Annotated in this window: 23 protein-coding genes, 3 tRNA genes, 1 rRNA gene and 3 pseudogenes; 7 read left to right on the top strand and 23 right to left on the bottom strand. The window is 45.4% G+C overall.

Annotation, left to right across the window (positions count from 1 at the left end):
- Positions 1-14: 14 nt before the first annotated feature.
- The 3 genes from DXE31_RS03885 to DXE31_RS03875 form a co-directional block, all read right to left on the bottom strand.
- A tRNA-Ala gene (locus DXE31_RS03885) sits at positions 15-90 on the bottom strand.
- 29 nt (positions 91-119) lie between these two features.
- A tRNA-Ile gene (locus tag DXE31_RS03880) sits at positions 120-196 on the bottom strand.
- 59 nt (positions 197-255) lie between these two features.
- Positions 256-1,788: ribosomal RNA gene (locus DXE31_RS03875) — 16S ribosomal RNA — on the bottom strand.
- A gap of 810 nt (positions 1,789-2,598) precedes the next feature.
- On the opposite strand from DXE31_RS03875, the gene DXE31_RS11135 reads away from it, so the two are divergent.
- Positions 2,599-2,919: a hypothetical protein gene (locus DXE31_RS11135; RefSeq protein WP_231969346.1), complete on the top strand. Its 321-nt coding sequence runs from the start codon at positions 2,599-2,601 to the stop codon at positions 2,917-2,919.
- 381 nt (positions 2,920-3,300) lie between these two features.
- Here DXE31_RS11135 and DXE31_RS11130 read toward each other — a convergent pair whose 3' ends face one another.
- The 3 genes from DXE31_RS11130 to DXE31_RS03855 all read right to left on the bottom strand — a co-directional run bounded on the left by DXE31_RS11130 (position 3,301) and on the right by DXE31_RS03855 (position 4,552).
- Complete coding sequence (locus DXE31_RS11130; protein ID WP_231969345.1) at positions 3,301-3,543, bottom strand: BON domain-containing protein; 243 nt, start codon at positions 3,541-3,543, stop codon at positions 3,301-3,303.
- The gene (locus tag DXE31_RS11125) at positions 3,544-3,858 is read right to left on the bottom strand and encodes a BON domain-containing protein (protein ID WP_231969343.1); all 315 of its coding nucleotides are present in this window, start codon (positions 3,856-3,858) and stop codon (positions 3,544-3,546) included.
- Positions 3,859-3,949: 91 nt separating this feature from the next.
- Complete coding sequence (locus tag DXE31_RS03855) at positions 3,950-4,552, bottom strand: phosphoheptose isomerase (RefSeq protein ID WP_114697865.1); 603 nt, start codon at positions 4,550-4,552, stop codon at positions 3,950-3,952.
- 93 nt (positions 4,553-4,645) lie between these two features.
- Here DXE31_RS03855 and rsmI point away from each other — a divergent pair, with 93 nt between their 5' ends.
- Positions 4,646-5,182, top strand: a complete 537-nt coding sequence (gene rsmI, locus DXE31_RS11120) for a 16S rRNA (cytidine(1402)-2'-O)-methyltransferase (protein WP_231969341.1) — start codon at positions 4,646-4,648, stop codon at positions 5,180-5,182.
- Positions 5,179-5,322, top strand: a complete 144-nt coding sequence (locus tag DXE31_RS11115) for a hypothetical protein (protein WP_231969339.1) — start codon at positions 5,179-5,181, stop codon at positions 5,320-5,322. Before rsmI ends, DXE31_RS11115 begins: the two co-directional genes overlap by 4 nt.
- A gap of 287 nt (positions 5,323-5,609) precedes the next feature.
- Here the strand turns inward: DXE31_RS11115 and DXE31_RS12805 are convergent.
- A pseudogene (locus DXE31_RS12805) lies at positions 5,610-6,061 on the bottom strand (c-type cytochrome); the annotation flags it as partial.
- A 100-nt stretch (positions 6,062-6,161) separates the two neighbouring features.
- On the opposite strand from DXE31_RS12805, the gene DXE31_RS03840 reads away from it, so the two are divergent.
- The 4 genes and pseudogenes from DXE31_RS03840 to DXE31_RS03825 all read left to right on the top strand — a co-directional run bounded on the left by DXE31_RS03840 (position 6,162) and on the right by DXE31_RS03825 (position 8,283).
- A tRNA-Arg gene (locus DXE31_RS03840) sits at positions 6,162-6,237 on the top strand.
- 84 nt (positions 6,238-6,321) lie between these two features.
- Entirely contained in the window at positions 6,322-7,464 is a 1,143-nt protein-coding gene (locus DXE31_RS03835) for a fatty acid desaturase (RefSeq protein WP_231969336.1), read from the top strand.
- Positions 7,465-7,505: 41 nt separating this feature from the next.
- On the top strand, positions 7,506-7,691 hold the full coding sequence (locus DXE31_RS09730; protein ID WP_129560400.1) for a hypothetical protein: 186 nt from the start codon (positions 7,506-7,508) through the stop codon (positions 7,689-7,691).
- A 176-nt stretch (positions 7,692-7,867) separates the two neighbouring features.
- Positions 7,868-8,283: pseudogene (locus tag DXE31_RS03825) on the top strand (glycine cleavage system protein H).
- Between the two features lie 3 nt (positions 8,284-8,286).
- Here DXE31_RS03825 and priA read toward each other — a convergent pair.
- The 16 genes and pseudogenes from priA to DXE31_RS03745 all read right to left on the bottom strand — a co-directional run bounded on the left by priA (position 8,287) and on the right by DXE31_RS03745 (position 24,120).
- Positions 8,287-10,413: a replication restart helicase PriA gene (gene priA / locus DXE31_RS03820; protein WP_114697863.1), complete on the bottom strand. Its 2,127-nt coding sequence runs from the start codon at positions 10,411-10,413 to the stop codon at positions 8,287-8,289.
- A 265-nt stretch (positions 10,414-10,678) separates the two neighbouring features.
- Positions 10,679-11,797, bottom strand: a complete 1,119-nt coding sequence (gene hemE / locus DXE31_RS03815) for a uroporphyrinogen decarboxylase (protein ID WP_114697862.1) — start codon at positions 11,795-11,797, stop codon at positions 10,679-10,681.
- 9 nt (positions 11,798-11,806) lie between these two features.
- Complete coding sequence (locus DXE31_RS03810; protein ID WP_114697861.1) at positions 11,807-12,223, bottom strand: F0F1 ATP synthase subunit epsilon; 417 nt, start codon at positions 12,221-12,223, stop codon at positions 11,807-11,809.
- Positions 12,224-12,244: 21 nt separating this feature from the next.
- The gene (gene atpD, locus DXE31_RS03805; protein ID WP_114697860.1) at positions 12,245-13,645 is read right to left on the bottom strand and encodes a F0F1 ATP synthase subunit beta; all 1,401 of its coding nucleotides are present in this window, start codon (positions 13,643-13,645) and stop codon (positions 12,245-12,247) included.
- A 55-nt stretch (positions 13,646-13,700) separates the two neighbouring features.
- Complete coding sequence (gene atpG, locus DXE31_RS03800; RefSeq protein WP_114697859.1) at positions 13,701-14,570, bottom strand: F0F1 ATP synthase subunit gamma; 870 nt, start codon at positions 14,568-14,570, stop codon at positions 13,701-13,703.
- Between the two features lie 17 nt (positions 14,571-14,587).
- Positions 14,588-16,129 (bottom strand): F0F1 ATP synthase subunit alpha, encoded by a 1,542-nt coding sequence (gene atpA / locus DXE31_RS03795; protein ID WP_114697858.1) that lies wholly within the window; start codon positions 16,127-16,129, stop codon positions 14,588-14,590.
- Between the two features lie 45 nt (positions 16,130-16,174).
- The gene (locus DXE31_RS03790; RefSeq protein ID WP_114697857.1) at positions 16,175-16,711 is read right to left on the bottom strand and encodes a F0F1 ATP synthase subunit delta; all 537 of its coding nucleotides are present in this window, start codon (positions 16,709-16,711) and stop codon (positions 16,175-16,177) included.
- 1 nt (position 16,712) lies between these two features.
- Positions 16,713-17,183, bottom strand: a complete 471-nt coding sequence (locus tag DXE31_RS03785; protein WP_114697856.1) for a F0F1 ATP synthase subunit B — start codon at positions 17,181-17,183, stop codon at positions 16,713-16,715.
- 63 nt (positions 17,184-17,246) lie between these two features.
- Positions 17,247-17,513 (bottom strand): F0F1 ATP synthase subunit C, encoded by a 267-nt coding sequence (gene atpE / locus DXE31_RS03780; protein ID WP_028818346.1) that lies wholly within the window; start codon positions 17,511-17,513, stop codon positions 17,247-17,249.
- A gap of 42 nt (positions 17,514-17,555) precedes the next feature.
- Positions 17,556-18,446: a F0F1 ATP synthase subunit A gene (gene atpB, locus DXE31_RS03775; RefSeq protein ID WP_114697855.1), complete on the bottom strand. Its 891-nt coding sequence runs from the start codon at positions 18,444-18,446 to the stop codon at positions 17,556-17,558.
- Between the two features lie 35 nt (positions 18,447-18,481).
- Positions 18,482-18,856 carry an ATP synthase subunit I gene (locus DXE31_RS03770; protein ID WP_162785532.1) on the bottom strand — a complete coding sequence of 125 codons (375 nt, stop codon included), beginning with the start codon at positions 18,854-18,856 and terminating at the stop codon, positions 18,482-18,484.
- Positions 18,857-18,962: 106 nt separating this feature from the next.
- Positions 18,963-19,856 (bottom strand): ParB/RepB/Spo0J family partition protein, encoded by an 894-nt coding sequence (locus tag DXE31_RS03765; RefSeq protein WP_114697853.1) that lies wholly within the window; start codon positions 19,854-19,856, stop codon positions 18,963-18,965.
- On the bottom strand, positions 19,844-20,626 hold the full coding sequence (locus DXE31_RS03760; RefSeq protein ID WP_114697852.1) for a ParA family protein: 783 nt from the start codon (positions 20,624-20,626) through the stop codon (positions 19,844-19,846). The genes DXE31_RS03765 and DXE31_RS03760 overlap by 13 nt, the downstream gene beginning before the upstream one ends.
- A 387-nt stretch (positions 20,627-21,013) precedes the next feature.
- Positions 21,014-21,382: a 16S rRNA (guanine(527)-N(7))-methyltransferase RsmG gene (locus DXE31_RS11105; RefSeq protein ID WP_231969334.1), complete on the bottom strand. Its 369-nt coding sequence runs from the start codon at positions 21,380-21,382 to the stop codon at positions 21,014-21,016.
- Complete coding sequence (mnmG, locus tag DXE31_RS03750; RefSeq protein ID WP_114697851.1) at positions 21,375-23,300, bottom strand: tRNA uridine-5-carboxymethylaminomethyl(34) synthesis enzyme MnmG; 1,926 nt, start codon at positions 23,298-23,300, stop codon at positions 21,375-21,377. Before mnmG ends, DXE31_RS11105 begins: the two co-directional genes overlap by 8 nt.
- 106 nt (positions 23,301-23,406) lie before the next feature.
- A pseudogene (locus tag DXE31_RS03745) lies at positions 23,407-24,120 on the bottom strand (sulfite exporter TauE/SafE family protein).
- Between the last annotated feature and the right edge of the window lie 24 nt (positions 24,121-24,144).

Below are 24,144 nucleotides of genomic sequence, written 5' to 3'. Positions count from 1 at the left end.
TGCCATTTATCTGTTGGTGGAGGATGACGGGATCGAACCGACGACCCCCTGCTTGCAAAGCAGGCGCTCTCCCAGCTGAGCTAATCCCCCAACGCCGACTAAGTTATGTTTCTGGCTGGTGGTGGGTCTGGTAGGACTTGAACTTACGACCCCTGCGTTATCAACACAGTGCTCTAACCAGCTGAGCTACAGACCCGTGGCTTTTATTGTCAACCGATAAGTGTGGGTACTATAGATCCAGTCTTTTTTCTCTAGAAAGGAGGTGATCCAGCCGCACCTTCCGATACGGCTACCTTGTTACGACTTTACCCCAGTCATGAACCCTGCCGTGGCAGTCGCCCTCCTTGCGGTTAGGCTAACGGCTTCTGGCAAAACCCACTCCCATGGTATGACGGGCGGTGTGTACAAGACCCGGGAACGTATTCACCGCGACATTCTGATCCACGATTACTAGCGATTCCAGCTTCACGTAGTCGAGTTGCAGACTACGATCCGGACTACGATGCATTTTTTGAGATTAGCTCCCCCTCGCGGGTTGGCAACCCTCTGTATGCACCATTGTATGACGTGTGAAGCCCTACCCATAAGGGCCATGAGGACTTGACGTCATCCCCACCTTCCTCCGGTTTGTCACCGGCAGTCTCTTTAGAGTGCTCTTGCGTAGCAACTAAAGACAAGGGTTGCGCTCGTTGCGGGACTTAACCCAACATCTCACGACACGAGCTGACGACAGCCATGCAGCACCTGTGTTCACTTTCTCTTGCGAGCACCTAATGTATCTCTACTTCGTTAGTGACATGTCAAGGGTAGGTAAGGTTTTTCGCGTTGCATCGAATTAATCCACATCATCCACCGCTTGTGCGGGTCCCCGTCAATTCCTTTGAGTTTTAATCTTGCGATCGTACTCCCCAGGCGGCTGACTTCACGCGTTAGCTACGTTACTCAGGATGTAAATCCCGAACAACTAGTCAGCATCGTTTAGGGCGTGGACTACCAGGGTATCTAATCCTGTTTGCTCCCCACGCTTTCGTACATGAGCGTCAGTGTTATCCCAGGGGGCTGCCTTCGCCATTGGTATTCCTCCACATATCTACGCATTTCACTGCTACACGTGGAATTCTACCCCCCTCTGACACACTCTAGCCATACAGTCACAGGCGCCATTCCCAGGTTAAGCCCGGGGATTTCACGCCTGTCTTGTATAACCGCCTGCGCACGCTTTACGCCCAGTAATTCCGATTAACGCTCGCACCCTACGTATTACCGCGGCTGCTGGCACGTAGTTAGCCGGTGCTTATTCTTCAGGTACCGTCATTCCCGGACTGTGTTAGAGCCGGTGTTTCTTCCCTGACAAAAGAGCTTTACAACCCGAAGGCCTTCTTCACTCACGCGGCATTGCTGGATCAGGGTTGCCCCCATTGTCCAAAATTCCCCACTGCTGCCTCCCGTAGGAGTCTGGGCCGTGTCTCAGTCCCAGTGTGGCTGATCGTCCTCTCAGACCAGCTACTGATCGTCGCCTTGGTGGGCTTTTACTCCGCCAACAAGCTAATCAGGCATCGGCCGCTCTAATCGCGCGAGGTCTTTCGATCCCCCGCTTTCCCCCTCAGGGCGTATGCGGTATTAGCACAGCTTTCGCTGCGTTATCCCCCACGATAAGGTACGTTCCGATGTATTACTCACCCGTTCGCCACTCGCCACCAGGTGCAAGCACCCGTGCTGCCGTTCGACTTGCATGTGTAAGGCATGCCGCCAGCGTTCAATCTGAGCCAGGATCAAACTCTTCAGTTCAATTCCTGCGATCCTTGCGGATCGTCGCACTCATTTAAGAAATTGAGTTGGCAATAAAACCAAATCTTTTTACTGTCTATGAGTACTATTTATTTACATCTGTCCTGAAGGACTGGATGCTTTCACTTAGTACCCACAATTATCGGTTGACTAATTTTTAAAGAGGGCTGATTTGTTTATTTTTTTAAAAACATTCAGCAGAGAAATGAAATTCTATCCCACTTTTTCGGGGTCGTCAACACCTTTCGTACTCTTTTACCTAGAAAAGAACTATTTTTTTCTGACTCTGGAAATTTAGCCAATGAAAACAAGGATTTATATTTCAAAAAAATAAACTTTTTTTCGAAAACTTCTTTTTTCTAGTGTTTAGCGCCAGCTTTTCCAAAAAATTAATCCTTCTTTTAGTGTCAATCTGACCGATTTCCAACACATTATGGACAACCCTGAAAAATATGCTTATTTCTGCTCTATATTGCTATGCACAATAAATTGGCGAACAATCACTCACCTGCTTTGCCATAAAGGGCGGGGCAGGCAGTACCCCCGTTCGCGAGCTTCATGCGGGCTCTACAAAGAGCAGATATTGAATCATTTATTGCAGTTAAATGATGCGGTTACGCTTTGGCACTCAGACCCCTGATGAGGTCATTCGACACTATGTTGAGCAATTTGATTTCAACAAAGATGTCATTTTTGGCGTGTTTGCTTTGGATTGAAGACTCATTGGCATGGCGCATTTGGCATACCCACCAGAACAGAGCGGTCAAGCGCGAGCTGCAGACTTTGGTGTTTCCGTACTCCCAGAGGGTCGTGGACAAGGCCTTAGGTACCACCTTATTACAACGCTCAGCGGTTCACTCCCGCAATACACTCATTGAAACTCTTGATGTTCATCGCTTGTCCAGCAATAAGGCCATGATGCACCTGACTCAAACAGCTGGCATGACTATTGAATATGCCTATGGTGATGCCGATGCCTGCCTTAAGTGGCCACCAGCCAGTCCTGCAACCATTGTGGAAAGCTGCCAACGAACAATGGGCAGATATGGAGTTTACGCTCTAAAAGAAAACCTCAAACGCTCTAATGAGGCTTGGTGGTGGTTCTTGGGCAGACCGGGTCTTGCACGTTAATTTCAAGAGTTAGTTTTTGTTGGGTGCGCCACGCAAAATCCAGCTAGCTAACATTGATAAGTTAGCATCACTCAACTTGCTATTAAGCAGGCATCGGCACGACGCCCCATGATCCTGCACCGCCTTTAACAATTTTGTTTTTCAAGAATGCTTGCGCATTCGGGTCGCTCTTATATTTTTCTGCCACTGCCTGAAAGCTTGGGCCAACAATTTTTTATGAATTGCGTGACATCCAAGACATGCATTTTGTTTTGCGATTGAGAATGCTTTTTCATCTTCAACATTCGCTTTGGAATGAGAAATGAAGCAGTTGAGTGCTATGAATAAGAATAAGACTTTCTCAATGCTCAGTTTTATAAACATTGCACACTTACTGAAAAATTATTGAAATTTTGGCGGGCTATTTGGTTGTGATTGATCTGCTTTGTCTTGTTTTTCTAAACGATTTTTTGCTTCAGAGAAGATGTCAAAGTATGTGAAAATATCTTTCACACCATTTGTATTGCGAGCAACTTTTTTAGCAAGATCTGCTTTGCTCTGAGTCAAGATACCCATAAGATAAAAGCTGCTACCCTCAGCCACTATCACCATGGAATGTGATGGTAGCTGATCAGTAAAGATCATTTATGTTTCAATTTTTGATACCAGATAAGCATCATTGGCGCGTGATGGAAAGCTACTGTTAGGTCCAATAGTCAGTTCGTTAAATACAGAGCGCGAATTCTTTAATGCTTTCGCATAAGCGCTAGCTTCACCTTCGATATCAGCATCTTTTACTTCGTCTGTTAATAAAACTTTTTGATTAAATGAAGTCACATGAATGTGTGCGTGATCACCAAATCGTTTTGCTAACCCATTCTCCGCCTCTAGCTCAATTCCCCTATCAATAGCCTGCACTGCTGGGGTGTGACGATCTGCAGCAATGGATGAGCCTGCCACAACCCCGCCCAGAGCCAAGACACCGCACGCACTGAGCTAGTAAGTGAAGAAATTGTCATTGAAATATTTTCTGTTGAGAGAACGATAATTTTCAGTCAAGCAAAACATGATCTACGCCATCGCATAAGGCGTGCAACAAAACTAAATGTGTCTCCTGAATGCGTGCAGTTCTAATTGAAGGTGCGCACAAGTGGATGTCGTCCTTATCTAATAACTCGGCAATCCTCCCGCCGCCATTGCCAGTAAAAGCAATGATTTTCATGCCAATATTTTTTGCTGCTTCCATTGCTTTAACTACGTTCCTCGAGTTGCCTGAAGTAGAAATACCCAATAAGATGTCGCCTGTTTTTCCGAGGCCACGAACCTGCTTACTAAAAATGTCATCGTAGCTATAGTCATTTCCAATGGCAGTCAAAATTGAAGTGTCGGTTGTTAATGCGATAGCAGCCAACGCTTGCCGCTCTCTTTCAAAGCGGCCAACAAGCTCTGCTGCAAAGTGCTGAGCATCTGCAGCAGAACCACCATTACCACAAGCCATTACCTTGCCTCCGGCACGCAGACACTCCACCATTGCCAGAACACCTTTAGCAATGGTATCAGGCAACACTTTTTCAGCCTCTTGTTTTACTGCAATGCTATCCAAAAAATGCTGGGAAGCGCGCTGCCGCAAACGTTCTCTAATCTCTTGTTCCATATCGATATTATGCGCTAATTTCAGTAGCAATGAGCTGATCCCCAAACAACGTATTCTTGTACTAACTCAATTACTTTTAGAGCAGGCAACCTCATGGCACTGAGCTCATTCAATTTGTTAAAACAGCAAGATTGGCCTGCTGGGGCTCTCTACATGGTTGCAACCCGCATGGGCAATTTGGGTGACATCACGCTACGTGCCCTACATGTATTAAATGCGGTAGATGGAATTGCATGTGAGGACGCTAGACATAGCGCGGCCTTGCTTCAACAATTTGGCATTCACAAAAAGTGTTTAGCACTTCACGAACACAATGAAATGAGTGACGCTCAAACTGTTATTCAGCATCTCACCAACAATGAACGTTGGGCCTATATTTTAGTAGATGCAGGTACATCTGGTGTTTCAGATCCTGGTGCCAAGCTGGTAAATGAAATGCAAAAGGTAGGCTTTAGAGTAATACCAATAGCAGGCGCAAGCTCTGTGTCGAGCGCCATCTCGGCTCCAGGATCCGTGATGCATGAATCAGAGGGACGCTTTCAGTTTTTAGGCTTTTGGCCCAACAAATCCAAAGAGCGTGACACCTTTATTCAAGATGTTTTGACAAATAAACAAGGAGTATTTTTTTGAGTCCCCACCACCATCTTAAAGAAACACTAAGTTTTTTAGCGAATAATTTGGAGCCTGATAGACAACTCTTCATTTGTCGTGAATTAACAAAAAAATTTAAGGAACTTGTATCTCTTCAGGCGATCGATATTGCTCGTTGACTAAAAGATGCGCAGAGTCTTAAGGGTGAGTTTGTCATTCTGGTAGCTGAGCGATCAGCTAGTAGCGCCGAGGCTCCAGAGCATGCATCTCTTATACTTTGGGCCAATGCGCTAAGCCCTTTTTTCTTGGAAGCCAAGAAATTGCAGCAGTGCTTTCACAAGCATTAGGCCTTACAAAAAAAGAAGCCTATCGAATTGCGTTAGATGCAACAAGTGAGCAAACAAAACCCTTTAAGGCTGACTAATCGTCAGCCTTAAAGGGGATATAAACAATTATTTCGCAGCAGGGGCGCTTTAGGCTCTGGCAATTTTCCACCCGCAGAATTTGCTAGGCACACCACCGCACGGCCTAACTCGTACTCACTCACATCAGTAGGACTTGCTCCACCACAAGCAGGCATTGCGCCTTTGCCTTTCAACACAGATGTCAACAGACCATCGTAGCCTTTATCCAAGCGAGAAGACCATGCACCCGCATCACCAAATTTAGGAGCTCCTGCAGCACCTGATGCATGACAAGATGCGCGCATACTGCCTTGTAAACCTGTTCGCCAGTCTGCAGCTCTTTGGGTGCGCTAGCATCGTTAAATTCCAATTGAGCAACGGGTTTAATTAATTATTCAGCTGAAGCTGAAGAATCGCTGCATTTGCCATTGTTTACACACACCATCAACAACAACAACAACATAATGATGAGTTGTTTTGGGGACTTAATTAGACTTCCGTGCTCGTTGCTCATAAGAATTTATCGTTTGACGAGTTTAGGAGTATTACCGTGATGACTACTAGAGAGTAGGGCTACAGGCCCTTACAATAGAAGGGTAACCAGTTTTTCACTGGCGCCCGTAGCTCAGTGGATAGAGTATTGGCCTCCGAAGCCAAGGGTCGCAGGTTCGATTTCTGCCGGGCGCGCCAACAATCAAGTGGTTTTTGACCTATATCATGTGCGGAAAATTACGAAAACCGCTATCATTTGCACTTAACTTATTGATTTTTATCGTGTCTACACATTTAAATTCCACCCTTTCAGAGCCCTCTTTAACTAATCCTTTGCCGCCAGAGGCACCGTTACCGCACCGAAAAATTATTCGGGGTTGGCTAATGCCTATGGCACAAGGAGAAACTGGGCGCGCAATCATACTCCTAGTAATTGATGCGCTGCTGTGGCTTGGTTGCATCGCTGGAACCATTTTTGTAGAGAGCACGTTGTTAAAGATTATGTTCGGCCTCATTGCCGGATTTGTGACAGGGCGTATTTTTATTTTGGGTCATGACGCATGTCACCAAAGCTATACGCCTAACCGTGAGCTCAACAAAATCTTAGGTCGCATAGCGTTCTTGCCATCCCTAACACCATATAGTTTGTGGGATGTTGGTCACAACGTTGTTCATCATGGCCAAACTAATCTGAAGGGATTTGACTTTGTATGGGCGCCTCTATCAAAGTCTGAGTATGACGCACTCCCCCCATGGCGTAAGGCTGTAGAGCGTCTGTACCGCAGTGGCTGGGGTCCAGTTTTTTATTATTTAATTGAAATTTGGTGGAGACGCGAATACTTTCCAAATGCCAAAAATAAACCGGGCGACCGCCCCATTTTCTTAAAAGACAATTTACTGGTTACTGGATTTGCAATCATGTGGATAGGTTGCCTGATTGCTGGCGCGATCTCTACTGGACAAGCTATCTTGGTTGGTTTGAGCACTGGTTTTGCTGTCCCATTCCTGTTCTGGAATGGCATGATCGGTTTTGTGGTTTATGTTCATCACACCCACCCCAAAGTCTCTTGGTATGATAAAAAGTCTGAATGGTTGCGTGCCCAACCTTTTGTATCTACCACGGTTCACCTCACATTTAACTGGATTTGGGGTAAGTTGATGCACCACATCATGGAGCACACAGCCCACCATGTTGACATGAGCGTGCCGCTATATCGCCTAGAAGAGGCCCAGCAGACCCTTGAAACCATACTCCCAGAGCGCATTTTTGTGCAAAAGTTCTCATGGGGATGGTATTTTGATACTGCCCGTAAATGCAAGCTTTATGACTTTGCAAACAAGGCTTGGCTAGATTTTGATGGCAACAAGACAGCGGCTTCAGTTCGGGTTGTGCTTAGCCCAGCCCCAGTGGGACAAAACGGGTAAAATAGTTCCTCTGTATAAGATTTGTCTTACCCGGATTATCCATGACTACATCGACTCCAGCAGCTACCCAAGACACCTCTCAGAGTCTTAAATTTTGCTCTTCTTGCAGTCGCGAAAAACGACTTGAGGGTGGCACGTGGATTCCTACAAGTAATCGTAAGCAACGTTGGATATGCGCAAGCTGTTTATACAACCGAACACATCGCACTGGTTCCGCAAAAACCTGATCCCGTTTGTAGTCAAAACTTTTAAGCACCATCCCTAACATAGGGATTTGTTTTGCGATCTTTACCAAATGTTGGGATTGTTCCGTAACCGGAACAATTCCCAATTTAATTGGCATATATGCTAGGCATGAAAATAAATCATAAGAGAGATGCTAGTTTATTTGACTGAGCATACAATGCTTTTAAAGGATAAAACGATAAATAGCCAAGACACATTTAAATTTGCAGAAACTCACGAGTGGGCCGATCTACAAAACGATGGCCTAGTTTGGATTGGAATAAGCAACCACGCACAAGAAGCGCTAGGTGATGTCATGTCTTTTCAAGCGCCCAAAGTTGGGCAACTAGTAAAGAAAGGCGAAGCTATTGCGGTCGTTGAATCCGTTAAGGCTGCCAGTGACATTTATGCCCCGGTGAGAGGAAAGGTCGTCGCACTTAATGACGAGATGTAGACGCTGCCCCTGAAATCGTCAATGAAAACCCATACGGCGTTTAGTTATTCAAAATCAAGCCGACTTCAGATGAAGTGCTTTCATCTGATTTAAATCAACTCTTGAGTCTTGAAAAATATCACTCGGGCCCAGGCGCATAAGGGTTAAATCGAAATTGGATCGCGCTCAATCAACCAGCGAATACGGCCCTCTTTGCTAATGCGCCCTTGAGATTGATCACGCAAATACCGATCAATCTCCTCTAAAACGTCTTGCAAGGATTTACGATTATCTGACTCAACCAACAGTTGAGCACGCTCGCTACCCGCAACGCGCATCACTGCTTTTGGTACTGGGTCGTATACCCTGAGGCCTTTTTTTACATGGCCACGGGACTTTAAATTCCCTTTCAATAGATTCAGGAAATTGATTGCCTTATCCAAGCTCTTTCCTTCAGCATGGATAAGCGCTTGATAGGTAAAAGGGGGAAGCCCCGCTTCTTTTCTTTCGTGTGCAGTAAAAGATAAAAATCCATCTACATCATGTGTTAATAAGTACTGAAAAACGGCTGCATCAGGGAACTGTGTCTCAATATATATTGCGCCGCCCGTTTCACCATCTTTATTTGAGCGTCCAGCGCGTCCAGCAACCTGGACCAATTGTGCAAATAATCTTTCTGCAGCCCTGAAGTCTTGAGAGAACAATCTGTTGTCTGCATCTAATATAGCCACCAACCCAATGTTCTGGTAGTCATGACCTTTTGCAATCATTTGAGTACCGACCACTATATCCACAGTACCTTCATGTATCCTCTGAAAAAGTTCTTCCGCCCCCTTACTCTTGCGACTTGAATCAGCATCCACTCTTAATATTCTTGCTGTAGGCCACATCTCCTCAATAGAGTCTTCAATTCTCTGAGTTCCTTGCCCCAAAGTTTTTAGATCTGCATTTCCACAATCAGGACAATGGCTGACGACATTCTTTACCAAGCCACAGTGATGACAACTCATGACCGAGTTACGACCAAAGGCGCCCGCCTTATGAACCACCATATATGAACTACATTGCTCGCATCTGGATAACCATGAACAAGCTCCACAACTGAATACTGGTGCGTAACCGCGTCGATTGATCAGTATTAAGCTTTGCTGCTTCGCTTCCAAATTCTGACTCACTGCATTAGCTAAAGTTTTAGTAAGCAGGCTTTTAGTTTTAGGATTATCGGCATCGCTTGGACTAAATTGAGATTGCGGATCACGTGTATTTATCAAATACACCTTAGGCAAACTTGCACCTTGTGCCCGCTGGTCTAGACGTATATATTCATAGCGGCCACCCCTAGCAGCCACCCAGGTTTCAAGCGAAGGTGTTGCTGACGCCAATAGGATTGGAATCTTAAGATCGTGAGCGCGCCAAATAGCGAGATCGCGTGCTGAGTAGCGAATACCAACTTGCTGCTTATAAGAAACGTCATGCTCCTCATCTACAACAATCGCCTTTAAATTTGGTATTGGTGTCAATGCAGCTAAACGCGTTCCTAAAATAATTTGTGCCTTACCGACCATAGAATCATGCCAGGCAATGCCTCTTACTTTTTCGCTAATTCCACTATGAAGTACGGCCATTTTCTTGTCAGGAAAATATGTGCATACTCTACGCTCTAGCTGAGGCGTTAAATTTATTTCCGGAACTAGCAGCAAGACTTGCGAGCTTGGGTCCTGCAAAACGTCACTTAACCAATTCAAAAATACCGCTGTTTTTCCACTGCCTGTTTGCCCCTGCAAGAGAATGACTTTGAATTCATTTTTCGAACATGGGCGCAATTGTTTGAGAGCATTTTTTTGACAGATATTCAGCTGATATTCTTCAATACGACTCTCGCTAAATTCTGAGTTATTTTTTTTCCTTTTCTTTTCTTGCTCAACCGCTAATTTTTTAGGGATCTTTTCCCAGTCATTTGGTTTTTTCCACATCTGCGGAATGGTAGGGATGATGGTTTCCCCAAGCGCATGGACGTAATACTGGCTTGCAAAGTTCATCAGGCGTAAAACAGCTGGGTCAAGCGGGTCTAATGGCGCGCGTCTAGTAACATACTTTAATTTATCTATTTCAAAATCAGAGTGAGCGCTTACTTTAATTACCAAACCAACCAATAAGCTTCGTCCGAAAGGAACCTCAACTATCCCCCCCACTGCTGGAGCGTCACCAAGAGCCTCCTTGTCCCACAGGTATTCGAAGCCCTGGGCTAGGGGTCTATCAACGACTACTTGGACAACGATGGCAAGGGACATGTATCACTTCAAATTTCTTTTTATCTTGTGGATAAGTCTGTGGATATCATCGAAGATTTCTGATTTAGAAGCTAATTTATCAGTTTTTTGTTTTTATACCCTTTTAAAGCTTGTTACTTATTTTATTTATTAATCAATGCTTTACAAACAAATGCGAAAGTAAATTTTCATCATTAATCGGAATCTCCCTGAATATTGAAGTTTGTCGCTACCTGTGTATAACTTTCATTCAAAACTTCAATGGAAAGTTAACAATCACTCAGGCTTATGACTTTGCTCTTAGTAACCTTGAGCGATTAATAACAGCTTCCGCAAGAGCAGTAACGCTCTCGGGTGGGGTGAATTGAGAAATACCGTGGCCTAAATTAAAAACATGGCCGTCCAAAGGATGTAAACCGGCCTTAAGAGTTGGAGCGCTTGCTAAATCCTCGAGGATAAGATTTGCCTGTGCCGCTATTTGCTTAGGCTCTGAAAACAGAATGAGAGGGTCTAAATTGCCTTGCAATGCCAAAGGCTTGTTGATGCCCAACAATTGTTTTCTGGCCCGACTAAGTGACATTGTCCAGTCAAGAGCAATTACATCAGCTCCAACTTGAGCCATGTCATTTAACCAAATTGCGCCGCCCTTGGTGAACATAATGACAGGAATTTTTCTTCCCTCGTGTTCACGCGGCAAAAGAGCAATTACTTTTTGTATTGCTGCCAAAGATATTGTTTGATACCAACCATCAGGCAGCATTCCACCCCAGGTATCAAAAATCATTAATGCTTGTGCGCCTGCTTTAACTTGCTCGGTAAGATAGGCTGCAACTGACTGCGCATTTACATCTAAAATATGTTGCATCAAATCTGGGCGGCTAAACATCATGGTTTTAGCATGGCGAAATTCATCAGCGCTAGAACCATCAATCATGTAGCAAGCCAAAGTCCACGGGCTTCCAGAAAAACCAATCAACGGAACACGCTGTTTACCATCTTGAATCAGCGCTTTGCGAATTTGAGAAACAGCATCAAAAACATATTTCAACTCATCCATGTTTGCCACGCGCAGCTTTTTGACCGCCCCTTCAGTACGAAGGGGATGCTCAAAAGTTGGGCCTTCGCCTGCAGCAAATTTCAGACCCAATCCCATAGCATCGGGAACAGTCAAAATATCGGAAAACAATATAACTGCATCCAAGGGATAGCGATCCAGTGGCTGTAGAGTTACTTCGGTGGCATATGCTGGATTGGTTGCGAGTCCCAAAAAGCTTCCAGCTTTGGCGCGGGTCGCATTGTATTCAGGGAGGTATCGACCGGCTTGACGCATGAGCCAAAGCGATGTTTGATCAATCGCTTCACCCAGGCAGGCTTTTAGAAACCGATCGTTTAACAACAAGGAGATAACCGGTAATTATTTTTTACGGCGGAAACGAGCAATGGCAGCAAGTTGAGCAGCTGCCATAGCAAACTCAGACTGAGCCAAAGCCAAGTCAAAGTCAGTGCCACGGTTTTGCATTGCCTCTTCCGCGCGCTTCTTTGCCTCTAATGCTTTTGCTTCATCAAGATCATGGCCACGAATCGCTGTATCTGCTAAGACAGTTACGTAATCTGGTTGAACCTCTAAATAGCCACCTGCTACGAATACAAATTCTTCGTCCCCATCCGTTTTTTCAATGCGCACCGATCCTGGACGAATGCGTGTAATCAAAGGAGTGTGGCCATGCAAAATACCGAGCTCACCAGTTTCACCGGGAAGCACAACAAACTTGGCTTCACCGCTGAAAATAGATTGCTCAGCACTTACTACATCTACGCGTATGGTTGACATAACTTCCCTAGATGAGTTCGATTAAAGCTTCTTAGCTTTCTCAATGGCTTCATCAATTGAGCCCACCATATAGAACGCTTGCTCAGGCAAGTGATCTAATTCGCCACTGCAGATCATTTTAAAACCACGGATAGTTTTTTTCAATGGAACGTATTTGCCTGGTGAACCAGTAAACACTTCGGCAACGTGGAAAGGCTGGGACAAGAAACGCTGAATCTTACGAGCGCGTGATACGGCTAATTTATCTTCTGGTGACAATTCATCCATACCCAAAATCGCAATAATGTCGCGCAATTCTTTGTAGCGTTGCAACGTCATTTGTACGTCGCGAGCTACTTCATAATGCTCTTGGCCAACAACTTGTGGATCCAGCTGACGACTGGTTGAGTCCAATGGATCAACCGCTGGGTAAATACCCAATGCAGCAATATCACGTGACAACACAACGGTGGAGTCTAAGTGCAAGAAGGTTGTGGCTGGTGACGGATCGGTCAAGTCATCCGCAGGAACGTAAACGGCCTGAATAGATGTAACGGATCCAGTCTTAGTAGACGTAATACGCTCTTGCAATTTACCCATCTCTTCAGCCAAAGTAGGCTGGTAACCCACAGCAGAAGGCATACGACCGAGCAACGCCGAAACTTCAGTACCGGCCAATGTGTAACGGTAGATATTGTCAACGAAGAACAAAATGTCACGGCCTTCGTCACGGAATGCTTCAGCCATTGTCAAACCTGTCAACGCAACACGCAAACGGTTGCCAGGAGGTTCATTCATCTGACCAAATACCATCGCCACTTTGTCGATAACGTTAGATTCTTTCATCTCGTGATAGAAGTCATTACCTTCACGAGTACGCTCACCAACGCCGGCAAACACTGACAAACCTGAGTGCTGTTTAGCGATGTTGTTAATCAATTCCATCATGTTCACGGTCTTACCAACACCCGCACCACCGAACAAACCAATCTTACCGCCCTTAGCAAACGGGCAAACTAAGTCAACAACCTTAATACCGGTCTCTAACAAGTCCACAGAAGGAGAGAGTTCATCAAATTTTGGAGCTGGCTGGTGAATAGCGCGACGCTCTTCAGTAGCAATCGGACCAGCATCATCGATAGGACGACCCAAAACGTCCATGATGCGGCCCAAAGTTGCAGGACCTACAGGAACAGAAATTGGCATACCAGTAGATTTCACTTCCATACCACGACGCAAGCCATCGCTAGCACCCATGGCAATCGCGCGAACCACACCGTCGCCAATTTGTTGCTGAACTTCAAGGGTCAAGCCTTTTTCAGCAAATGATTTTTCGCCGCTATCAACTAATACCAACGCATCATAAATTTTTGGCATTTTGTCACGTGGGAACTGAATGTCCACCACTGGACCGATACATTGCACGATATTTCCGTTACTCATCGCATTTCTCCGCTTTTAATTCCTGAATTCTTTCGTATTCCTAAACGCTGACTGCTTAAACTGCAGCCGCTCCGCCAACAATTTCTGAAAGCTCTTTAGTAATAGCAGCTTGTCGTGTTTTGTTGTAATCCAATTGCAATTCGCCAATAACATTCTTCGCATTGTCTGAAGCAGCCTTCATGGAGACCATGCGTGCAGACTGCTCAGAAGCCATATTTTCAGCAACTGCTTGATAAATCATTGCTTCCACATAACGCTTTAATAAGCCATCCAGAATGGACTCAGCGTCAGGCTCGTAGATGTAATCCCAAGATGGGTCTGTCTTGTCTTCAGGAGTCAGATCGGCTACCTCCAAAGGCAAAAGCTTTTCTAAAACAGGCTCTTGTTTCATTGCATTTACAAAGCGGGTGTAAGCTAAATAAACAGCATCAATCTCGCCACGCTCAAACGCTTCTAATTGAGCGGTGATGGCACCAATCAAAATATCCAGATGAGGCGTGTCGCCGATTTGGATTGTTTGAGAAATGAGTTTTGCTTTTGAGCGATTCAAAAATTGCAGGCCTTTTGAACCGATTGCTGTATACGCAATATCGATATTTTTTGCCTGCAAATCACGCACTTGGTTAGCAATCAAACGCAAGACGTTGGTATTTAAACCGCCGCATAAGCCTTTATCTGCAGTAACCAAAATCGTGCCAACCTTCTTAACTTCACGAGTCGCCATGTAAGCAGGGCGAAACTCAGGATTTGCTTTAGAAAGATTGGCAACAATCTCACGAATTTTTTCGGCATATGGGCGCGCATTACGCATACGCTCTTGGGCGCGCCGCATCTTGGATGCGGCGACCATCTCCATTGCCTTCGTGATCTTGCGCGTGTTTTGCACGCTCTTGATCTTAAATCGTATTTCTTTTGTGCTTGCCATGCTTTATGCGAGCCTTCTTAGAAAGAGGCAAAACACTTGTAATCCTCAATAGCGGCGCGCAAGGCAGCCTCGTCCTCTTTGCTCCAGTCTTTAGTTTCTTCAATACGTGCAACTAAATCCGTGTATTTAGATTTCAAATGATCTTGCAAACCTTTTTCAAAGGGCAATACATTTTTAACTTCGAGATCATCAAAGAAGCCATTATTAACAGCATAGAGTGAAGCCGCCATTTCCCAAACTTGGAGTGGCTTGTATTGAGCTTGCTTACACAATTCAGTAACGCGACGACCGCGCTCGAGCTGCTTGCGGGTTGCTTCGTCAAGATCAGATGCGAACTGGGCAAATGCTGCCAATTCACGGTATTGAGCTAAGTCGGTACGGATACCACCAGACAACTTCTTAATTGCTTTAGTTTGTGCTGCACCACCAACGCGCGATACAGAAATACCGGCGTTAATCGCCGGACGAATACCGGCATTGAACAAATCGGTGTCCAAGAAAATCTGTCCGTCAGTGATCGAAATTACGTTAGTTGGAACGAATGCAGAAACGTCACCGGCTTGAGTTTCGATAATAGGTAATGCGGTTAAAGATCCAGTCTTACCTTTTACTGCGCCATTAGTGAACTTCTCTACGTACTCGGCATTTACACGTGCTGCGCGCTCAAGCAAGCGTGAGTGGAGGTAGAACACGTCGCCAGGATAAGCTTCGCGGCCTGGTGGGCGGCGGAGCAACAAGGAGATTTGACGATAAGCAACCGCTTGTTTAGTCAAATCATCGTAAACAATTAAAGCATCTTCGCCATGATCGCGGAAGTATTCGCCCATTGTGCAACCCGCATATGCAGAAAGGTACTGCATCGCTGCTGACTCAGAAGCACTCGCTGCAACAACAACGGTGTACTCCATCGCACCCAATTCAGTTAGCTTGCGAACAACGTTGGCAATAGTAGAAGCCTTTTGACCAATCGCTACGTAAACGCAATAAACGCCTTTACCTTTTTGGTTAATGATCGCGTCAACTGCAACTGCAGTCTTACCTGTTTGGCGGTCACCAATGATCAACTCACGCTGACCACGGCCAATTGGAACCATCGCATCAATCGCCTTCAAGCCAGTTTGCACTGGCTGGCTAACAGATTGACGTGCGATAACGCCAGGAGCAACTTTTTCAATAAAGTCCGTTAACTTGGTGTTGATTAGGCCTTTGCCATCAATTGGCTGACCGAGCGCGTTAACAACGCGACCTAGCAACTCCGGACCAACTGGAACCTCCAAAATACGGCCCGTACATTTCACTAAGTCGCCTTCTTTAATGTGAGTATACTCACCCAAGACTACGGCACCCACAGAATCACGCTCAAGGTTTAATGCGAGGCCGATAGTGTTGTTTGGAAACTCCAACATTTCGCCCTGCATAACACCTGACAAGCCATGTACGCGGCAAATACCATCGGTCACTGAAATTACAGTGCCTTCGTTACGAGACTGGGTGTCAACACCCATTTCGCTAATTCGGCTTTTGATCAGCTCGCTGATCTCGGAAGGGTTGAGTTGCATTACTGACTCCTGGGTCTTATGTCGTATGTTCTTCATAGGGATAACTTATGCGCCAAGGCTTGCTTGCATTTGAGCTAACCGTGCCTTTACAGAACTATCCATTACCTCGTCACCAACTTGAATGCGAACACCGCCAATCAATGCTGGATCAATCTGAATAGTTGGGCGCAAATCTTTACACCCAAAGCGCTTCTTCAAACCTGACAACAAATCATTTAGAGCACTTCCCTCTATTGGGAATGCGCTTGTAATCATCACGTCTGCTGCACCTTCACGTTTGTTTTTCATCGATTCGAATTGACTTGCAATTTCAGGGATGGCCGCAAGACGATGTCTTTGATTCACAAGACTCAAAAAGCTCGTGACTTTACCATCCAACTTAGTCTTCACCATGCGAGACAGAAGCTTGGTCAAGTCATCAGCGGAAACCTTTGGATTATTAGATAATCCAGCAACTTCCGGCAGCACAGCAAGCTGGGCCAATTCATTTAACTGCTCCAATATGGCAGCAAGCTCAGTAGGCTTAACACTTTGAAAAAGTGCTTCAGCATAAGGACGCGCAATTGTGGCTAACTCAGCCATATCAAAGCTCTGCCTTAAGTTGATCAAGCAAAGCACCGTGGGCTTTTGCGTCAACCTCACGACGCAAAATTTGCTCTGCACCTTTCACAGCTAGAACAGCAACTTCTGCACGCAGTACTTCGCGAGCGCGAGTAACTTGCTGATCAGCGTCTTCTTTTGCTTGAGCGATAATGCGTGCGGCTTCTGCTTGTGCATTCGCACGAATTTCATCTGCAGACATTTGCGCACGTTTCTCGGCTTCAGCAACACGCTGAAGACCTTCTTGACGTACCCTTAAAAGCTCTTGCTCAGCCTCGTTATTTGCGCGTGCTAATTCTTCTTTGCCACGCTCAGCCGCAGCCAAACCGTCAGCAATTTTGGTTGAACGTTCGTCTAATGCCATTACTAATGGAGGCCACACAAAACGTGCAACAACCCACCATAAGACAAAAAAGACGATCATTTGCGCGAATAGGGTTGCGTTCAGATTCACGATATTCCTTTCAGTATTGTTGAGAACAATTGGATGACTTGTTGGTCATCCACGCCAAAACAATTACTTAATAACTGCGAGCAGTGGGTTTGCGAAAGCAAACAACATTGCAACACCAACGCCGATCAAAAACGCAGCGTCGATCAAACCTGCCAAAAGGAACATTTTGGTTTGCAATTCATTGATAAGTTCTGGTTGACGGGCAGCGCCCTCAATGAACTTACCACCCATTAGGCCAATGCCCAAACAGGCTCCTAAAGCGCCGAGGCCGATGATGAGGCCGATACCGATAGCGGTTAGTCCTTGAATGTTGGCTAAGAATGCTTGCATGTTTACTCCTAAGTCTTGAAGGTGAGGTTAAAAATAAAAGGGTTAATGGTAACTATGAGCTTGGCCAATGTATACCAAGGTCAACATCATAAAAATAAAAGCTTGCAACAAAATGACTAAAATATGGAAGATTGCCCAAGCAGAACCGGCGATTACGTTACCAACGAAGCCGAGCATGTAGAGATCTAAATTGAAGGTCCACATACTTCCCAACAAGGCAAGCAGCAAAAAGATCAATTCGCCCGCATACATGTTGCCAAAAAGTCGCATTCCCAAAGAAACGCCCTTGGCAATATATTCAATGATATTTAGGATAAGGTTAAATGGCATGAGATACCATTTCGCTCCAAATGGTGCGGAAATCATTTCATGCATGAATCCACCGACACCTTTTACCTTGAAGCTGTAAAAGAAAACCAATAGGAGTACAGAGAAAGAAAGGCCAAGAGTGGCATTTAGGTCTGTAGTCGGCACAATCTTGTGATGTGGCACATGAACACCAAAGCCACCAATAAATTGGTTCACGCCATAGACCCAGTCAACTGGCACAAGGTCCAAAGTATTTAAAAGAATGATCCAGCAAAATACCAAGAGGGCTAAAGGGGTGATATAGCTACGATCACCTTGGACAATTCCCTTAGATTGGGTTTCAACCATCTCAACAAGCATTTCAACCAAACACTGAAAGCGGCCTGGAACTCCTGGGGTAGCTCTACGAGCAGCAATTACCAGCAAAAATACAGTCAACAAGCCCATAAGGCTAGTCCACAACATTGTGTCTAAATTTATAACACTGAAATCAATAATGGAAGGCTGAGGTCCACCAACATTATTAAGATTTTGTAAGTGCTCAGCAATATAAGCAGTGGGCGTAAGCGGTTCGGTAGCTACATGCTGAGCCATTCCTGCTGCTGCGTTGACTTCGCTAGACATCTCTAAACTTGTCCCTTATCAATATTTATCGCTTGTTAATTCCAAAGCCACACCAACAAGTAACATTTGAGCGTAGCTAAATAAGTGACAAGCAATGGAATCCATTTCAAATCAGGCTGCTTTAGTGCAAAACCAATAAACAGGAAAATAGTTGCTAGAATTTTTAAAAATTCGCCAGAAACTACTGCTGCTAACAATCCGCCAGGACTTGATTTGACATTCTTTTTTGCAGCCTCTAAACGCACTAGAAACAGCGCCGATGGCAAAAAACCAATGAAACCGCCAACTAAAGCCGAATAAGTATAAACGACTCTTTCTGGTAGTTCAAAAAAAATATAACAAAAGCAAGCAATAATCAGGGTAAGCACCACCTGACTTGCAATAATTTGCCAACCATTAACGGTGGCCAAGCTTCTTGGCTTTGCCTTTCGCAATATGTCCATCTCAGTTTTGCTAAGGGGCTTATAGGAGTCATCCTCTTGGTCGTCCCATTCATTCGGCCTAATGAAACTCTTCTTATGCAAAGCCAATACCCAACTTTTTTAATAAAGAATCAAGTTCATCAAATTGGCTAAAACGAATTCTGAGCTCTCCGCCTTTGCCTTTAAGCTTAAATTCAGTGCTTAAACCTATTAAATCAGCGATTTCTTGCGTTAAACGTTGCATATCGGGATCGCTACTTGGAGTAGCGGGTCCCGACTTATTTTTAACTTTTTGATCCCTTATTTGACCGCCGGCAATTACCAAAGCAGCCGTTATTCTCTCTGCTTCGCGAACCGACAAACCCTGAGCAGAGATTCTTTGGGCCAAGGCCACCTGACTAGCCCCAGGCAGAGGCAAAAGAGCACGAGCATGCCCCATATCAATATCGCCCGCCAGCAACATGGACTGAACTGGTTTTGCTAATTGTGCCAAGCGCAATAAATTGGTAATTGCACTACGGGATTTGCCGACAGCTTTAGCAGCCTGCTCATGAGTACAGCCAAACTCCTCAATAAGTCTTGCTAAACCTTGGGATTCTTCAAGGGGATTTAAGTCCTCTCTCTGCATATTTTCAACTAACACCATTGCTGCCGCAGCTTGATCATCTGCACCGGAAACCAATACAGGCACTTCTTTTAAGCCAGCGATAGTAGCCGCACGAAAACGTCTTTCACCCGCAATAATTTCATATTTACCTAGCGCCACCAACCGCACCAACAAAGGCTGCATCACACCTTGTTCACGAATACTTTCTGCTAGCTCCTGCAAAGCGCCCGCTTCCATTTTTTGACGTGGTTGATATTTGCCCGCTTGCAAAGCCGTGAGCGGCAAACGATTGATTTCAGCAGAGGAACTTGTTGCTTGAGTTTTTGCTCCGAGCAAAGCTTCAAGACCTCTACCCAAACTTTTTTTCTTTATGGCAACCATCTTATCTCTTTCATACGCTCAACCATCTCTGCACCAAATTCTAGGTAAGCTTTTGCGCCGCGAGATGTCTTATCAAATGCAACACCAGGAAGCCCATAAGAGGGCGCCTCGGCTAGCCTTACATTGCGCGGAATAATGGTCTTGAAAACCTTGTCGCCGAAGTGCTCTAGTAACTGATCAGAGACTTGTTGTTGCAATGTCATGCGTGCATCAAACATAACGCGCAGAAGACCAATGATCACTAAATCGGGGTTCAAATTTGCATGCACTTGCTTAATCGTATTCACTAAATCAGACAAACCTTCCAATGCAAAATATTCACATTGCATTGGAACGATGACTCCGTTAGCAGCACACAATCCGTTGAGCGTCAGCAATGCCAATGCTGGCGGACAATCAATCAAAATAAAGTCGTAATCATTTGCAACTTGTGCGAGTGCATCTTTCAAGCGAACTGCACGCCAATCTAAATCCACCAACTCGATCTCAGCTCCCGCCAAATCACGATTAGCCGGCAATACGTCATAACCCGAACTTTCACAGCGTTGCGCGCATTCCTTGACTGTCGCCATACCAATTAAGACGTGATATACGCCAATACTTAAATCGGATTTCTCTATGCCAGATCCCATGGTTGCATTACCTTGCGGATCTAAATCAACCAACAAAACTCGCTGTTGCAATCCAGCCAAGCCTGCGGCCAAATTAACAGCGGTAGTGGTCTTGCCAACGCCACCTTTTTGATTTGCGATGCAGAAAATTTTTGCCATGGCTTCTATTGAATTTGCTTGAGAGGAAAGAGGGGATTTTCTCACGGGGGTCAACACCACAAGTCCTCTCGCCACTGCTCAAGTTGGGATATGCAGAGATTCATCAGCAACTAAGCGCCCATCACCCATGCACACATCTTTCATTTCATCATCAGCGCGCTTGGCTTTCATGGCAAATACCAAGGCCATCAGGCTTCAGAAAGGGCAATGACAAGTCTAAAAAAACGCGCGAGCTTCGTAAATGCGCGAGAAATCACCGCATCAAATTGACCAGTTTACTGCACCGCAACATCTTCTACTCTCTCACACAACACTTCAATGTGTTACTGATCATAAGCAGCTCGTTTATTGGGATCAGTCAGTGTTTCATAAGCCTCTTTGGCCTCTTTAATTAAGTTTTAATTTTCCGCGCACATGCTGTAAAAATGCGGTCTTTTTCCGAATGGCTTCAATCAAAAAAATGCGCCACCCTGGCTGAACAATTGCAATCGGGATTGCTGGCAACCCACCACCCGAACCAAGATCTGCAATCCTAGGGGAGGGGTCCTTTAAACAACGTCTTAGAACTGGTAAAACTGCAATATAATCAATAAGATACAATATTATTGATTCCTTCTCGTTCTCACTTGTAGTGTGATTATGGCCCTGATTCCAGCGCCCCATTTCTTGCAAAAATAACTCTAAATCAGCAAGATTGACTGAACTTAAATCCAGGCCAAGCGCTTGTATTCCCAGCGCAAGCAAACCCTCACTCATGGGTTTCTTGGGTGCGGCCCAAACCTTTTTTAAGATGCACCAAAAGAAGCGAGAGTGCGGCAGGCGTTACACCTGAAATGCGGCCTGCTTGTCCTAATGTTTTGGGCTTATGCAAATTCAGCTTTTGCTGAACCTCTTTTGATAAACCAAGAACCTGCGAGTAATCAAGTGATTCTGGAATGGGAAATGTTTCGTTATGTTCTTGACGCGCAATTTCAACTGCCTGACGATCAATATATCCTTGATATTTGATGGAAATCTCAACTTGATCGCTTATTTGCGCCGCTAAACCAAGATCCTCGTCCAGCGACTCTGGCGCCGCCCACATATCATTACCCAAATCAGTGATTGCCTCGTAAGTAACCCCCGGTCGCCTCAATAGCTCTGTCAAACTGCATTCGTGAGATAAGTCTTGGCCTAAAAACTTCGAAACCAAAGGCGCCGCCTCATGTTTTGGGCCAATCCAAATCTCTTGCAAGCGAGCTGTTTCACGTGAAACAGCCTCTTGTTTTCTACAGAACATCTCCCAACGATAATCATCCACTAAACCAAGTTGGCGACCAATCGTAGTTAAACGCATATCCGCGTTGTCTTCCCTAAGGCTTAAACGGTATTCAGCACGACTTGTAAATATACGATAAGGCTCTTGAACCCCACGGGTCATCAAGTCATCTACCAAAACACCAATGTAAGACTCGCTACGCTTAGGCAACCAAGGTTCCTTGCCTTTGGAGGCCAAACCAGCGTTAATTCCAGCCAGCATGCCTTGTGCTGCCGCCTCTTCATAACCTGTTGTGCCATTAATCTGGCCAGCAAAATACAAACCGCTAATCGCCTTAGTTTCAAGACTATGCCGCAATTGGCGCGGATCGAAGAAGTCGTACTCAATCGCGTAACCAGGGCGAACTATAACCGCAGACTCCATACCACGAATACTGCGGACCAGCTCCAACTGAACATCAAAAGGCAGGCTAGTAGAAATTCCGTTGGGATAAAACTCATTTGTCGTTAAGCCCTCGGGCTCCAAAAAGATTTGGTGGCTATTTTTGGAAGCAAAACGGTGAATCTTATCTTCAATAGAGGGGCAGTAGCGTGGTCCAATCCCTTCAATTACGCCGGTATACATAGGTGAACGGTCTAAACCGCCCCGAATAATGTCGTGAGTTTGCTCGTTAGTATGAGAAATCCAACAGGATACCTGTCTTGGGTGCTGCTCTGGGCGTCCCAAATAAGAAAATACGGGCACTGGATCCAAATCTCCCGGCTGCTCAAGCATGGCTGAAAAATTAATTGTTCTTCCATCAATTCGGGGTGGGGTGCCAGTTTTGAGCCTGCCCTGCAGAAGTTTTAGCTCTTTCAGCCTCGCAGACAAGGAGATTGCTGCAGGATCACCGGCGCGACCCCCGGCATAATTGTTTAAACCAACATGAATCTTGCCATCCAAGAATGTTCCCGCCGTTAAAACCACTTGTTTGGCCATAAATTCCAAGCCCATTTGAGTAAGAACGCCTTGGACTTCGTCGCCTTTGACCAATAGCTCATCAACTGCGGCCTGGAAAAGGCTTAGATTGGGTTGGTTTTCCAAGCGGCGACGAATTGCAGCCTTATAAAGCACTCGATCACCTTGCGCACGAGTTGCACGAACAGCTGGGCCCTTGCTAGAGTTGAGGATTCGAAACTGGATTCCAGCCTCATCCGTTGCGGCTGCCATGGCCCCGCCCATAGCATCAATTTCCTTAACTAAATGCCCCTTACCAATTCCACCAATCGAAGGGTTGCAGCTCATGGCGCCAAGATTTTCAATGCTGTGCGTGATCAGCAACGTGTCGCAACCCATGCGCGCAGAAGCGAGAGCGGCCTCGGTTCCGGCATGACCACCGCCAACAACAATAACATCGAAACTTTTGGAATAATGCATGATTTGCCCCAGATAGGGCGATGATCATAGCATTTTGTTTGTTTCACGTGAAACAAAAAACGCCAAAATTCTTAAAAAATCGAGGTTAATTTTCTAAGTATTTGTTTTAATTAATAAAATAGGCATTCCAGGCGGACTTCAAAATTAATACACTCACAATCACGAGGAATATCTTCCTAAAAAAAGTGCTGCCATGTTTAATTGCTAAGCGACTTCCAAATTGGCTACCTGCAATATTTGCAATCATCACTGCAAAACCAAGAGGCCAATTAATTTGCCCAAGGCTAGCCAACATCAAAATTGCCGCTAGATTGGTAACCACATTTACGAGCTTTGTGGCTGCAGACGCATGTAAGAAATCAAATAGCAAAAAGCTTCCGATATCCGGACCAAAAAAACCATCATAAAAACCAATAATCAAACCTAGCGCTACGCCTTGAAGCCGCTGGATCTACCCGAAACCTTTCGGAGCATGAGCTTGACCAAACGACGGCTGGAACCATGTATACATTAATAAACACAATAATAGGAACGGGAGCGCCTTACGTAAAGGCTCCGCAGGGAAAGGGCTAACCGCATTTGCACCCAACAGAGATCCTACAAAACCAGCCGCAATTGTTGGCAACACAATTGCCCATGGCAAAGAAACATGGCGCAAGTATTTTCTTGCAGTGTTTAAGGTTCCGCCAATGGCAGAAACCTTATTGGTAGAAAGCAATGTTGCAGGGGACGCTTCAGGATACACAACAAATAAAGCAGGAACCTGAATTAAACCTCCTCCACCAGCCACCGTATCAACAAGCCCAGCAAAACAGGTCATTGCCAAACGCAGAGGCCAACTCCA

This window comes from Polynucleobacter necessarius (assembly GCF_900095185.1).
Classification (GTDB): domain Bacteria; phylum Pseudomonadota; class Gammaproteobacteria; order Burkholderiales; family Burkholderiaceae; genus Polynucleobacter.
This window is presented reverse-complemented; position numbering and strand designations above follow the sequence as displayed.

Excerpts from the sequence above, each read along its gene's own strand:
- DXE31_RS03760 (WP_114697852.1), bottom strand. The coding sequence starts at position 20,626 with ATGGCAAAAATTTTCTGCATCGCAAATCAAAAAGGTGGCGTTGGCAAG.
- atpG (WP_114697859.1), bottom strand. The coding sequence starts at position 14,570 with ATGGCAAGCACAAAAGAAATACGATTTAAGATCAAGAGCGTGCAAAAC.
- DXE31_RS03790 (WP_114697857.1), bottom strand. The coding sequence starts at position 16,711 with ATGGCTGAGTTAGCCACAATTGCGCGTCCTTATGCTGAAGCACTTTTT.
- atpA (WP_114697858.1), bottom strand. The coding sequence starts at position 16,129 with ATGCAACTCAACCCTTCCGAGATCAGCGAGCTGATCAAAAGCCGAATT.
- DXE31_RS03765 (WP_114697853.1), bottom strand. The coding sequence starts at position 19,856 with ATGGTTGCCATAAAGAAAAAAAGTTTGGGTAGAGGTCTTGAAGCTTTG.
- rsmI (WP_231969341.1), top strand. The coding sequence starts at position 4,646 with ATGGCACTGAGCTCATTCAATTTGTTAAAACAGCAAGATTGGCCTGCT.
- DXE31_RS09730 (WP_129560400.1), top strand. The coding sequence starts at position 7,506 with ATGACTACATCGACTCCAGCAGCTACCCAAGACACCTCTCAGAGTCTT.
- atpE (WP_028818346.1), bottom strand. The coding sequence starts at position 17,513 with ATGCAAGCATTCTTAGCCAACATTCAAGGACTAACCGCTATCGGTATC.
- DXE31_RS03810 (WP_114697861.1), bottom strand. The coding sequence starts at position 12,223 with ATGTCAACCATACGCGTAGATGTAGTAAGTGCTGAGCAATCTATTTTC.
- DXE31_RS03855 (WP_114697865.1), bottom strand. The coding sequence starts at position 4,552 with ATGGAACAAGAGATTAGAGAACGTTTGCGGCAGCGCGCTTCCCAGCAT.
- priA (WP_114697863.1), bottom strand. The coding sequence starts at position 10,413 with ATGTCCCTTGCCATCGTTGTCCAAGTAGTCGTTGATAGACCCCTAGCC.
- DXE31_RS11105 (WP_231969334.1), bottom strand. The coding sequence starts at position 21,382 with ATGAGTGAGGGTTTGCTTGCGCTGGGAATACAAGCGCTTGGCCTGGAT.
- mnmG (WP_114697851.1), bottom strand. The coding sequence starts at position 23,300 with ATGCATTATTCCAAAAGTTTCGATGTTATTGTTGTTGGCGGTGGTCAT.
- DXE31_RS11130 (WP_231969345.1), bottom strand. The coding sequence starts at position 3,543 with ATGATCTTTACTGATCAGCTACCATCACATTCCATGGTGATAGTGGCT.
- atpB (WP_114697855.1), bottom strand. The coding sequence starts at position 18,446 with ATGTCTAGCGAAGTCAACGCAGCAGCAGGAATGGCTCAGCATGTAGCT.
- atpD (WP_114697860.1), bottom strand. The coding sequence starts at position 13,645 with ATGAGTAACGGAAATATCGTGCAATGTATCGGTCCAGTGGTGGACATT.